This window comes from Streptomyces sp. MI02-7b (assembly GCF_033793585.1).
In the GTDB taxonomy this organism is placed as follows: domain Bacteria; phylum Actinomycetota; class Actinomycetes; order Streptomycetales; family Streptomycetaceae; genus Actinacidiphila.
Genome location: NZ_JARAWX010000044.1, coordinates 32504 through 44960, shown reverse-complemented (window position 1 = coordinate 44960; position 12457 = coordinate 32504). Strand labels below are relative to the sequence as shown.

The window sequence follows — 12457 nt, the reverse complement described above, 5'->3', positions numbered from 1 at the left end:
GAGACGGGCCCCGGCCCCCGCGCCGGTGAAGCCCGCCGCTGCCGCCCCTGCCGCCGCCCCGGCTCCGGCCGCCGCCGCGGCTCCCGCCCCGGCGAAGCCCGCCGTCGTGAAGCCCACCCCGGCGCAGCAGCCGACCCCGGCCCCCAGGGCCTCCGCCGGCGAGAGCCCCGCGGGCCCCGAGTTCGTGACGCTGCGCGGCCCGTCCGCGGCCGTGGCGAAGAACATGCACGCCTCGCTGGAGCTGCCCACGGCCACCTCCGTGCGCGCCATCCCGGTGAAGCTGCTGTTCGACAACCGCATCGTCATCAACAACCACCTCAAGCGCGCCCGCGGCGGCAAGGTCTCCTTCACGCACATCATCGGCTACGCCATGGTGCAGGCACTGAAGATCATGCCGTCGATGAACTGGTCCTTCGCCGAGAAGGACGGCAAGCCGACGCTGGTCAAGCCCGAGCACGTCAACCTCGGCCTGGCCATCGACCTGGTCAAGCCCAACGGCGACCGTCAGCTCGTCGTCGCGGCGATCAAGCAGGCCGAGACCCTGAACTTCTTCGAGTTCTGGCAGGCCTACGAGGACATCGTCCGCCGCGCCCGGGTGGGCAAGCTGACCATGGACGACTTCTCCGGCGTCACGGCCTCCCTGACCAACCCCGGCGGCATCGGCACCGTCCACTCGGTGCCGCGGCTCATGCCCGGGCAGTCGGTGATCCTCGGCGTCGGCTCGATGGACTACCCGGCCGAGTTCCAGGGCACCTCCCAGGACACCCTGAACAAGCTGGGCATCGCCAAGGTCATGACGCTGACCAGCACCTACGACCACCGGGTCATCCAGGGTGCCGCGTCCGGCGAGTTCCTGCGGATCATGAACCAGTTGCTGCTGGGCGAGAACAACTTCTTCGACGACATCTTCGAGGCGCTGCGCATCCCCTACGAGCCGGTCCGCTGGCTCAAGGACATCGACGCCAGCCACGACGACGACGTCACCAAGGCCGCCCGCGTCTTCGAGCTGATCCACTCCTACCGGGTCCGCGGCCACGTCATGGCCGACACCGACCCGCTGGAGTACAAGCAGCGCAAGCACCCCGACCTCGACATCACCGAGCACGGGCTCACCCTGTGGGACCTGGAGCGCGAGTTCGCGGTCGGCGGCTTCGCCGGCAAGTCCCTGATGAAGCTGCGTGACATCCTCGGCGTGCTGCGCGACTCGTACTGCCGCACCGTCGGCATCGAGTTCATGCACATCCAGGACCCGCTGCAGCGCAAGTGGATCCAGGACCGCGTCGAGCGCGCGCACACCAAGCCCGAGCGCGACGAGCAGCTGCGCATCCTGCGCCGGCTCAACGCCGCCGAGGCCTTCGAGACGTTCCTGCAGACCAAGTACGTCGGCCAGAAGCGCTTCTCGCTGGAGGGCGGCGAGTCCGTCATCCCGCTGCTCGACGCCGTCATCGACGCGGCCGCCGAGTCGCGCCTGGACGAGGTCGTCATCGGCATGGCCCACCGCGGCCGGCTGAACGTGCTGGCCAACATCGTCGGCAAGTCGTACGCGCAGATCTTCCGCGAGTTCGAGGGCAACCTCGACCCGAAGTCGATGCACGGCTCCGGCGACGTGAAGTACCACCTGGGCGCCGAGGGCACCTTCACCGGCCTGGACGGCGAGCAGATCAAGGTCTCGCTGGCCGCCAACCCCTCGCACCTGGAGGCGGTCGACCCGATCGTCGAGGGCATCGCCCGCGCCAAGCAGGACGTCATCGGCAAGGGCGGCACCGACTTCACCGTCATGCCGGTCGTGCTCCACGGCGACGCGGCCTTCGCCGGCCAGGGCGTGGTGGCGGAGACCCTCAACATGTCGCAGCTGCGCGGCTACCGCACCGGCGGCACCGTGCACGTGGTGATCAACAACCAGGTCGGCTTCACCGCCGCCCCGGAGTCCTCCCGCTCGTCGATGTACAGCACCGACGTCGCGCGCATGATCGAGGCGCCGATCTTCCACGTCAACGGCGACGACCCGGAGGCCGTGGTCCGCGTCGCACGGCTCGCCTTCGAGTTCCGCCAGGCGTTCAACAAGGACGTCGTCATCGACCTCATCTGCTACCGCCGCCGCGGTCACAACGAGGCCGACAACCCGTCCTTCACCCAGCCGCTGATGTACGACCTGATCGACAAGAAGCGCTCGGTGCGCAAGCTCTACACCGAGTCCCTGATCGGCCGCGGCGACATCACCCTGGAAGAGGCCGAGCAGGCCCTGCAGGACTACCAGGGCCAGCTGGAGAAGGTCTTCACCGAGGTCCGCGAGGCCACCGCGCCCTCCACCTCGCAGCAGGAGGAGAACGCGGCCCCCGGACCGGAGTTCCCGGTCCCGGTCGCCACCGCGATCAGCCAGGAGACCGTCAAGCGGATCGCGGCCTCGCAGGTCAACATCCCCGAGCGGATCACCGTCCACCCGCGTCTGCTGCCGCAGCTGCAGCGCCGGGCGGCCATGGTCGAGGACGGCACCATCGACTGGGCCATGGGCGAGACCCTGGCCATCGGCTCTCTGCTGATGGAGGGCACCCCGGTCCGGCTCGCCGGTCAGGACTCCCGCCGCGGCACCTTCGGCCAGCGGCACGCCGTCCTGGTCGACCGGGAGACCGGCGAGGACTACACCCCGCTGCTCTACCTCGCCGAGGACCAGGCGCGCTACAACATCTACGACTCGCTGCTCAGCGAGTACGCGGCGATGGGCTTCGAGTACGGCTACTCGCTCGCCCGCCCGGACGCGCTCGTCGCCTGGGAGGCCCAGTTCGGTGACTTCGTCAACGGCGCGCAGACCGTCGTCGACGAGTTCATCTCCTCCGCCGAGCAGAAGTGGGGCCAGACGTCCGGCGTCACCCTGCTCCTCCCGCACGGCTACGAGGGCCAGGGCCCGGACCACTCGTCCGCCCGCATCGAGCGCTTCCTGCAGCTGTGCGCGCAGAACAACATGACGGTCGCGGTCCCGACCACCCCGGCGAACTACTTCCACCTCCTGCGGTGGCAGGTCCACAACCCGCACCACAAGCCGCTCATCGTCTTCACCCCGAAGTCGATGCTGCGCCTGAAGGCGGCGACGTCGACGACCGAGGACTTCACCTCCGGTGAGTTCCAGCCGGTCATCGGTGACTCCGCCGTCAGGCCGGAAGAGGTCCGCAAGGTCGTCTTCTGCTCCGGCAAGGTCTACTACGACCTCGTCGCCGAGCGGGAGAAGCGCGGTGCCTTCGACACCGCCCTCATCCGGATCGAGCGCCTCTACCCGCTCCCGGGCCTGGAGATCCAGGCCGCCCTGGCCCCGTTCACCAAGGCCCAGAAGTACGTCTGGGCCCAGGACGAGCCGGCCAACCAGGGTGCCTGGCCGTTCATCGCCCTCAACCTCATCGACCACCTCGACCTGGTCCTGGGCGCCGCCCCCGACAACGCCGACCGGCTGCGTCGCGTCTCGCGCCCGTCCTCCTCGTCGCCGGCGGTCGGCTCCGCCAAGCGGCACCAGCAGGAGCAGGAGCAGCTGGTGCACGAGGTCTTCGACCTCTGAGGCACCACTGAGCGACACCACGCGAGGGGCCCCGCACTCGTCGAGTGCGGGGCCCCTCGCGTGCCGGGCTCAGATGGGCTGGGGCTCGAAGTCCCCGTACTGCCGTTCCCGATGGCGTACGGACACCGTGTGCGGGTGCCGGGCGCCGAGGGTGTCGGTCGACTGCTGCAGTGCCTCGCGCTCCCACCTGCCCGCCTCCTCGGTGCGCCGCAGGGACCTCAGGTCGTCCGCGAGGGCCGCCTTGCAGGACAGCGTCAGGGGGTGGGTGTCACCCATGATCCGCACGGCCTGCCGGAGAGTGCCGTGGCTCAGCTCGACGGCGTCCTCCTCGTGGCCCGCCGGGCCGAGCGCACCCGCGGCGTTGAGGGCGCAGCCGAGGACCCAGGGGTGGTCCTCGCCGACGGCCCGGCGCATGCCGGCGAGGGTGCGTTCGGCGATGTCCAGGGCGGCGTAGCGCCAACAGATCCCGCGGCTGCGTGCGGTTGGTCACGACGTGTTCGCACGGACTGCCTGAAGGGCACGGCCGGAACGCCCTCGCGCCGCACGGCGGCGACATCGAGCACTGCGGGGGGCCAGGGGGCGGGATCGTGACGCGTTGCCCTCACTCCACCCGCCGCGAGAGGCCCCCGGGGCTGTCGTCGTCATAGGAGACGGCGGGCTCTCCTCCCGGCTCCATCCGGTCCCGCAGATCGGCGAGGACACGCAGCGACTGCGGATGCCCTCTGCCCTCCCGCAGCATCCTCAGGGGATCGACCCCGGTGAAGTCGGGCAGCGCCACCCCGGCCACCGAGGGCGCCACGCCGCCCTGCGAAGCCACCAAGCTCCCCTCCCTCAGGATGTCTCGGCACAGCTTCCCGTGCCCGGGCCCGTACCTGTGGCAAGCCACGTCATATGCCGCCCGCGCACGGGTGCGCGGGCGGGCGGGGGAAGAGGGGGGAGCCTCCGGTTCACGTCGCGGGGAGTACTTATCCTGGCCTGTGACGTCATCCTTCGACCCCTGATCCGGAGCACCCCTTGTACTTCACCGACCGCGGCATCGAGGAACTGGAGAACCGCCGGGGCGAGGAGGAGGTGAGCCTCGCGTGGCTCGCCGAGCGGCTGCGCGAGTTCGTCGACCTCAACCCCGAGTTCGAGATCCCCGTGGAGCGGCTGGCCACCTGGCTCGCCCGGCTGGACGACGACGAGGACGAGTGACCCGAGCGACCTCCGGGGGCCCGGAGGTCCACCGGACCGCGTGCGCGCCTGCCGCGCCCGTCCCCCGGGTCTGACGCGACCCACCGGTAGCCCTGGGCAACCGGTCCTGAAATGCCCCGGCCCGGCCAGGACTCGGCGCCGCGGGACGCGCGAGGGCGCTTGACTTCCGTGTCACGCGATATATCGTGTCTATCGAGAGACGCGATATGTTGCGTTGTCGGTGTCGGCGCGGCCCCCGCGCCCGGCGACCCCGAGGAGGGGCGGAATGAGCGGAACACCCGGCACACGGGAGTGGAAGGTCACCGAGCCGCACAAGCTGGTCTTCGACGGAGCCGTCGACACCTTGCACGTGCGCATCGTCAACGGCGCGGTCAACGTCGTCGGCGTGGACGAGGGCCCGGCGCGGCTGGAGGTCGGCGAACTGGAGGGGCCGCCGCTGATCGTGACCCACGAGGGCGGCACCCTCACCGTCTCCTACGAGGACCTGCCGTGGAAGGGCCTGCTCAAGTGGCTCGACCGCAAGGGCTGGCGGCGGCACGCCGTGGTCTCGCTCGCGGTGCCGCAGCGCACCCAGGTCTCGGTCGGGGTCGTCGGGGCCAGCGCGGTCGTCTCGGGAATCACCGACCGCACGGCGGTCCGCGGGGTCAACGGCGACATCACGCTCGTCGGGCAGGCCGGCCCGGTGACGGCCGAGACGGTGGCCGGGAACGTCGAGGCCCAGGCGGTCTCGGGCGACCTGCGGGTGAACACCGTCTCCGGTGACCTCACCGTGGTCGAGGGCAGCGGCACCCAGGTCAAGGCCGACTCCGTGAGCGGCAACATGGTGCTCGACCTCGACCCGCGCGGCGGCTCCGAGGTCCGTCTCACCTCCGTCTCCGGCGAGATCGCCATCCGCATCCCCGATCCGGCCGACGCCGAGGTGGACGCCAACACCACCAGCGGCGACGTCTCCTGCGCCTTCGACGAGCTGCGGGTCAGCGGGCAGTGGGGCGCCAAGCGGATCTCCGGCCGGATGGGGACGGGGGGCACCCGGCTGAAGGCGACCACCGTCTCGGGCGCGATCGCCCTGCTGCGCCGGCCACCCTCCTCGGACGGCCCCTACGGTTCCGACGCCGCGGACCCGTTCCGGAAGGGCGTCTGACATGGCCCCCGTCTTCGCCCACGGCCGGCTCCGCCTCTACCTGCTGAAGCTGCTGGACGAGGCCCCCCGCCACGGCTACGAGGTCATCCGCCTCCTGGAGGAGCGCTTCCAGGGCCTGTACGCCCCCTCCGCCGGCACCGTCTACCCGCGGCTGGCGAAGCTGGAGCAGGAGGGCCTGGTCACCCACTCCACCGAGGGCGGCCGCAAGGTGTACTCCATCACCGACGCCGGCCGCGCCGAACTCGCCTCCCGCGACGACGAGCTGGCCGACCTGGAGAACGAGATCCGCGACTCGGTGTCCTCCCTGGCCGCGGAGATCCGCGAGGACGTCCGCGGCGCCGCGGGCGACCTGCGCCGCGAGATCCGGGCCGCCACCCAGCAGGCGACGCGCACGCAGCCGAAGAACTCCCAGTCCGACTGGAAGGAGCAGATGCGCCGGTCGAAGGAGGAGATCCGGCAGGCCCGCGAGGAGGCCCGCAACGCCAAGCGCGCCGCCAAGGAGGCCCAGGACGCCGCCCGCGACGAGGTGCAGCGCATCGCGCGCCGCGTGCAGGAGGAGGTCCAGGACCACGTCCGGCGCGGCGACTGGCAGGCCGGGGTCCGTGAGGGCCTGGCCGAACTCTCCCGTGAACTGGGCGCGTTCGGCCGCAACTCCGCCTGGCCGCCCCCGTACGTCAAGTCCGAGCAGCCCGCCGGGACCCCCGAATGGGGGGCGGAGGACGCCGCCGTGACCGATGACCCCGCACGCGACCTGGAACGCCTCCTCGACCGCTTCCGCGACGACGTGCGGGACGCCGCCCGCGACAACGGCGTCGACGCCGAGCAGCTGCGCGAGGTGCGCCGCCACCTGTCCACCGCGGCCGCCCACATCGGCGTCGTCCTGCGCGGCGGGCGCAAGGACCGGAAGGACTGACCGGCCGGCCCGCACGGACGGCGCGGGGGGCGTCCGTGCGGACGGCCCCCGCGCCGTCGGACGTTCGAGCGTCAGAGCGTCAGAGCGTCAGAGCGTCAGGACGACCTTGCCGAACAAGTCGCCTCCGGCCATCTTCTCGAAGCCCTCACGGGCCCGGTCCAGCGGAAGCACGGTGTCGACGACCGGACGCACGCCGGTGACCGCGCAGAAGCTGAGCAGGTCCTCCAGCTCGTCCTTGGTGCCCATGGTGGAACCGACGACCTTGAGCTCCAGGAAGAAGATCCGGTTGAGCTCGGCGGCCGGGGGGTTGGGGCCGGAGGTCGCGCCGGAGATGACGAGGGTGCCGCCCGGCCGCAGCGACTTGACCGAGTGGGACCAGGTGGCGGCGCCCACGGTCTCGATGACGGCGTCCACCCGCCGCGGCAGCCGCGCGCCCGGCTCGAAGGCGGCGTCCGCGCCCAGGTCCTCGGCGCGCTTGCGCTTGGCCTCGTCGCGGCTGGTGGCGAAGACCCGCAGGCCCGCGGCCTTGGCGAGCACGATCGCGGCGGTCGCGACACCGCCGCCCGCGCCCTGGACGAGCACCGAGTCACCGGGTCGGACACCGGCGTTGGTGAAGAGCATCCGGTAGGCCGTCAGCCACGCCGTGGGCAGGCAGGCGGCCTCCTCGAAGGACAGTTCCTTCGGCTTGGGCACCAGGTTCCAGGTGGGGACGGAGACCTTCTCGGCGAAGGTGCCCTGGTACTTCTCGGTGAGGATGGAGCGCGGCTCGTCCGGGCCGACGCCGTGGCCGCTGAGGCCGACGACCGGGTAGACGACGACCTCGTTGCCGTGCTCGTCGATCCCGGCGGCGTCGCAGCCGAGGATCATCGGCAGGCTCTCCTCGCCGAGGCCCACCCCGCGCAGCGACCACAGGTCGTGGTGGTTGAGGGAGGCGGCCTTGACGGTGACGGTGCTCCAGCCGGGCCGGGCCTGCGGTTCGGGGCGTTCCCCGAGTTCGAGGCCGTTCAGGGGCTGGTCGCGGTCGATGCGGGCGGCGTAGGCAGCGAACATGGCCATGACGCTAGCGGCGCGCGGCACTCCGGCGGAACCGCACCGGGATGTGACACGCGCCGCTGGGCGACCGCAACGACGAGAACGACAAGAACGACGAGAGCGATGAGAGGACGACCGGCTCAGCGCCGGGCGACGCCCTCGGCGCGGGCGGCGGCGGCCACGGCCGCGGCCACCGCGGGGGCGACCCGCTCGTCGAAGGGCGAGGGGATCACCCGGTCGGCCGACAGATCGCCGTCGACGACCGCGGCGAGCGCCTCGGCGGCGGCGATCTTCATGCCCTCGGTGATGCGGGAGGCCCGCACCTGGAACGCGCCGGAGAAGATGCCGGGGAAGGCGAGCACGTTGTTGATCTGGTTGGGGTAGTCGCTGCGGCCGGTGGCCACGACGGCGGCGTACCGGTGCGCCACCTCGGGGTGGATCTCCGGCGTCGGGTTCGCCATGGCGAAGATGAAGCACCCCTTGGCCATACCCGCGACGGCCTCCTCGCGGACGTTGCCGCCGGAGACGCCGATGAAGACGTCGGCGCCCTGCAGGGCCTCCTCCAGCGAGCCGGTGAGGCCGGTCCTGTTGGTGTACGAGGCCAGCTCCCGCTTGGCGGAGTTGAGGTCGTCGCGCCCGGCGTGCACCACGCCCTTGCGGTCGGTGACGGCGACGTCGCCGATGCCCGCCTCGACCAGGATCTTGGCGATCGCGACACCCGCGGCACCGGCGCCGGAGATCACCGCGCGCAGTTCACCGAGCGTACGGCCGGTCAGCCGGACGGCGTTGCGCAGCGCGGCGAGGGTGACCACGGCCGTGCCGTGCTGGTCGTCGTGGAACACCGGGATGTCCAGGCGCTCCTGGAGCTTGCGCTCGATCTCGAAGCAGCGGGGTGCGGAGATGTCCTCCAGGTTCACCCCTCCGAAGGACGGCGCGAGGCGCACGACGGTCTCGACGATCTCGTCCACGTCGGTGGTGGCCAATGCGATGGGCACCGCGTCGACTCCGCCGAACTGCTTGAAGAGGATCGCCTTGCCCTCCATCACCGGGAGCGAGGCCTCGGGGCCGATGTCGCCCAGGCCCAGCACCGCCGTGCCGTCGGTGACGACGGCGACCACCTGGGACTTCCACGTGTAGTCGTACACCAGCTCGGGCTTCTCGGCGATGGCCGTGCACACGCGCGCGACGCCCGGGGTGTACGCGAGCGACAGATCGTCGGCGTTGCGCACCGGGACGGTCGCGGACACCTCCATCTTGCCTCCGCGGTGCAGCGCGAAGGCCGGGTCCACCGGGCTCTCGGGGCCTTCACGGCCCGCGCTGTCACCGGATTCACTGCCATTGGTGCGAGGATTCAGAATCTCCGCTGCCACTCTCGACCCCTTTGTCCGAATTGTCTATGAGGGTACTACCCCCTGCGGCAGGGGATAGGTGGGCTGGCTTCCGCGCCCGGGCGCGCAGTGGTCCCGGGCAGCCCGGACGCCGGGCGCGCCGCACGCACGCCGGGGCCCCAGGTGAGGGGTAAGGGTCTGTTGTACCGGAAGACGGTTTCCGCCGACGAGCCAACTCCGCCGTTCCGCGGTGTCGCACATCGGAGAGTTCCTCCGGAACGCGACAAGTCGTCCGAATAGCGGGACGGGAAGGTGATCCGCACAACGCCGCGGCGCGACCTCACCGCGGTCCGGCCTTGGTGTACCGGCCCGGAGAGGCCCAGGGGATCGCCCGTTATGCGATTTTGACACAACCGGACACCTATGAAGACATGCCCGGATGGCAAGATGCGGGGATCACACGCTGTAGCGATAACCGAATACATGTACCCGGATGATCGGCTACTCCAGGACTCCCGCAGGAGGAACCAGCAATGACCGCACCCACCCCCCGTCGCTCGACCGTCACGAGCCGCCTCGCCGCGGTCGGAGCGATCGCGGTCGCCGGTGCCCTCGTGCTCACCGGCTGCGGCGACCAGACGGACAAGGGCACCTCCGCGTCGCCCTCCGCCGGCGCCCCCAAGGCACCGCTGTTCGACAAGCTGCCTGAGTCGGTGAAGTCCGCCGGTGTGATCAAGGTCGGCTCCGACATCGCGTACGCGCCCGTGGAGTTCGTCGACGGCGGCAAGACCGTCGGCATGGACCCCGACCTGGCCGACGCCCTCGGCAAGCAGCTCGGCGTCAAGTTCGAGTTCAACAACGGCACCTTCGACACCCTGCTCACCGGTCTGCGCGGCAAGCGCTACGACGTGGTGATGTCCGCGATGAGCGACACCAAGAACCGCCAGGACGGCGTGGACTCCGCCACCGGCAAAAAGGTCGGCGAGGGTGTCGACTTCGTCGACTACTTCACGGCCGGCTCCTCGATCATCGTGAGGAAGGGCAACCCGGAGGGCATCAAGTCGCTCGCCGACCTGTGCGGCAAGAACGTCGCCGTGCAGCGCGGCACCACCTCGCAGGACCTGCTCAAGGCGCAGAAGTGCGACAAGCCGATGGCGATCCAGCCCTTCGACACCGACGCGGACGCGCAGACCCGCCTCAAGGCCGGCGGCGTGGTCGCCGACGTCTCCGACTTCCCTGTGGCGGCCTACGCGGTGAAGACCTCGGGCGGCGGCCAGAACTTCGAGCTCGCGGGCGAGCAGGTCGAGGCCGGCCCGTACGGCATCGCCGTGTCGAAGTCCAACACCCAGCTGCGCGACGCCCTCCAGGCCGCGCTGGACGCCATCATCAAGGACGGCTCCTACACCAAGGTGATGGACAAGTGGGGCGTCGGCGACGGCGCCGTCACCGAGGCCAAGGTCAACGGCGGCTCCTGAGTCACGGCCGCAGGAGGCACTCCCCATGTCTGACATGTCAGAACCGAACGACGAGGAGAAGGCGGTCCCGGCCGGCACACCGGCCGGGCCCCCCGTCACCGTGACCTCCCACCCCGAGGCCATCAAGGCGATCCCCGTGCGGCACTACGGCCGGTGGGTCGCCGCGGTGGCGGTGCTCGCGGTGCTGGGCCTGCTCGTCAACGCGTTCGCCAACGCGAACATCAACTACGCGGCCATCCCGGACTTCCTGTTCGACTCGGCCGTCCTCAAGGGCCTGCGCAACACCGTGATCATCACGGTCGTCGCCATGCTCGTCGGCCTGCTGCTGGGCATCGTCCTCGCCGTGATGCGCCTGTCGAAGAACCCGGTCACCTCCTCGGTGGCCTGGGGCTACATCTGGTTCTTCCGCGGCACCCCGGTCTACGTCCAGCTGCTGATCTGGTTCAACCTGGCGCTGATCTTCCCGGTCGTCAATCTCGGCTTCTACAAGGACGAGATGAACCAGTTCATGACCCCGTTCATGGCCGCTCTGCTGGGCCTGGGGCTGAACGAGGCCGCGTACATGTCGGAGATCGTGCGGGCGGGCATCCAGTCCGTCGACGAGGGCCAGACCGAGGCGTCCCACGCGCTCGGCATGACCCAAAGCCAGAACCTGCGCCGCGTGGTGCTGCCGCAGGCGATGCGGGTGATCGTGCCGCCGACCGGCAACGAGTTCATCAACATGCTGAAGACCTCGTCGCTGGCGGCACAGGCCGCGCAGTACGCGGAACTGCTGCGCTCCACCACCGACATCGGCAACACCACCGGCGCCACGGTCGAGATGCTCTTCCTCGCCGCGGTCTGGTACCTGGTGCTCACCTCGGTGTTCTCCGTCGGCCAGTACTACCTGGAGCGCCGCTACGCGCGGGGCACGACACGCAACCTGCCGCCCACCCCGTGGCAGCGGATCAAGCAGAACCTGGGCTCCGTCCGCCGCAGCCCGGTAGCGGGAGGTGCCTGATGACCGACTTCAGCGAGGGCACCGGCGGCCGTCCCATGGTCAAGGCCGAGGCGGTGCACAAGTACTTCGGCCCGGCCCACATCCTCAAGGGCATCGACCTGGAGGTCGCGCCCCGTGAGGTCTTCTGCCTGATCGGCCCGTCCGGCTCGGGCAAGTCCACCTTCCTGCGCTGCATCAACCACCTGGAGCAGATCAGCGCGGGACGGCTGTCGGTCGACGGCGAACTCGTCGGCTACCGGCAGAAGGGCGACAAGCTCTACGAGCTCAAGGACCGCGAGGTCGCCGCCAAGCGCCGCGACATCGGGATGGTCTTCCAGCGCTTCAACCTCTTCCCGCACATGACCGCGATGGAGAACATCATCGAGGCACCGGTGCGCGTGAAGAAGGAGTCCAAGGCCGTCGCCCGCGAGCGGGCCGAGCGGCTGCTGGACCGGGTCGGTCTCGGCGACAAGGCGGGAAGCTATCCCTCGCAGCTGTCCGGCGGACAGCAGCAGCGCGTGGCGATCGCCCGCGCGCTGGCGATGGAGCCGAAGCTGATGCTCTTCGACGAGCCGACCTCCGCGCTCGACCCGGAGCTGGTCGGCGACGTCCTGGACGTCATGCGCGGGCTCGCCGAGGACGGCATGACGATGATCGTCGTGACGCACGAGATGGGCTTCGCCCGCGAGGTCGGCGACGCGCTCGTCTTCATGGACGACGGTGTGGTGGTCGAGTCCGGCCACCCCCGCGACGTGCTGACCAACCCGCGGCACGACCGCACCAAGGCGTTCCTTTCCAAGGTGCTCTGACCGGAGCACCCGGGCACGGGAACAACGACGACGAGGGACGGC

The 12457-nt window shown here is 70.5% G+C and carries 11 protein-coding genes; 7 read left to right on the top strand and 4 right to left on the bottom strand.

Going from position 1 to position 12457, the window contains the following annotated elements:
- On the top strand, window positions 1-3544 hold a 3544-nt coding region (locus tag PV364_RS39290; protein ID WP_319665735.1), incomplete at its 5' end, for a multifunctional oxoglutarate decarboxylase/oxoglutarate dehydrogenase thiamine pyrophosphate-binding subunit/dihydrolipoyllysine-residue succinyltransferase subunit.
- A 69-nt stretch (window positions 3545-3613) separates the two neighbouring features.
- Here the strand turns inward: PV364_RS39290 and PV364_RS39285 are convergent.
- Together PV364_RS39285 and PV364_RS39280 are read right to left on the bottom strand one after the other, a co-directional pair.
- Entirely contained in the window at window positions 3614-3988 is a 375-nt protein-coding gene (locus tag PV364_RS39285) for a tetratricopeptide repeat protein (protein ID WP_319665742.1), read from the bottom strand.
- A 157-nt stretch (window positions 3989-4145) separates the two neighbouring features.
- Complete coding sequence (locus PV364_RS39280) at window positions 4146-4364, bottom strand: hypothetical protein (protein ID WP_319665734.1); 219 nt, start codon at window positions 4362-4364, stop codon at window positions 4146-4148.
- Between the two features lie 194 nt (window positions 4365-4558).
- On the opposite strand from PV364_RS39280, the gene PV364_RS39275 reads away from it, so the two are divergent.
- The 3 genes from PV364_RS39275 (at window position 4559) to PV364_RS39265 (ending at window position 6792) form a co-directional block, all read left to right on the top strand.
- Complete coding sequence (locus tag PV364_RS39275) at window positions 4559-4738, top strand: DUF6104 family protein (protein WP_319665733.1); 180 nt, start codon at window positions 4559-4561, stop codon at window positions 4736-4738.
- Window positions 4739-5003: 265 nt separating this feature from the next.
- On the top strand, window positions 5004-5879 hold the full coding sequence (locus tag PV364_RS39270; RefSeq protein WP_319665732.1) for a DUF4097 family beta strand repeat-containing protein: 876 nt from the start codon (window positions 5004-5006) through the stop codon (window positions 5877-5879).
- A 1-nt stretch (window position 5880) separates the two neighbouring features.
- A complete protein-coding gene (locus tag PV364_RS39265; RefSeq protein WP_319665731.1) occupies window positions 5881-6792 on the top strand; it encodes a PadR family transcriptional regulator in 912 nt (303 codons plus the stop codon).
- Window positions 6793-6879: 87 nt separating this feature from the next.
- On the opposite strand, the gene PV364_RS39260 is transcribed toward PV364_RS39265, so the two are convergent.
- Both PV364_RS39260 and PV364_RS39255 read right to left on the bottom strand, forming a co-directional pair.
- Window positions 6880-7842 carry a zinc-binding dehydrogenase gene (locus PV364_RS39260; RefSeq protein ID WP_319665730.1) on the bottom strand — a complete coding sequence of 321 codons (963 nt, stop codon included), beginning with the start codon at window positions 7840-7842 and terminating at the stop codon, window positions 6880-6882.
- Window positions 7843-7964: 122 nt separating this feature from the next.
- Window positions 7965-9194 (bottom strand): NADP-dependent malic enzyme, encoded by a 1230-nt coding sequence (locus PV364_RS39255; protein WP_319665729.1) that lies wholly within the window; start codon window positions 9192-9194, stop codon window positions 7965-7967.
- A gap of 491 nt (window positions 9195-9685) precedes the next feature.
- On the opposite strand from PV364_RS39255, the gene PV364_RS39250 reads away from it, so the two are divergent.
- From PV364_RS39250 to PV364_RS39240, 3 genes are read left to right on the top strand one after another with little or no spacing between them, the layout of a single operon-like run.
- Entirely contained in the window at window positions 9686-10627 is a 942-nt protein-coding gene (locus PV364_RS39250; protein ID WP_319665728.1) for an ABC transporter substrate-binding protein, read from the top strand.
- 34 nt (window positions 10628-10661) lie between these two features.
- On the top strand, window positions 10662-11627 hold the full coding sequence (locus PV364_RS39245; protein WP_319665741.1) for an amino acid ABC transporter permease: 966 nt from the start codon (window positions 10662-10664) through the stop codon (window positions 11625-11627).
- Window positions 11627-12415 carry an amino acid ABC transporter ATP-binding protein gene (locus tag PV364_RS39240; protein WP_319665727.1) on the top strand — a complete coding sequence of 263 codons (789 nt, stop codon included), beginning with the start codon at window positions 11627-11629 and terminating at the stop codon, window positions 12413-12415. Before PV364_RS39245 ends, PV364_RS39240 begins: the two co-directional genes overlap by 1 nt.
- Window positions 12416-12457 lie beyond the last annotated feature (42 nt).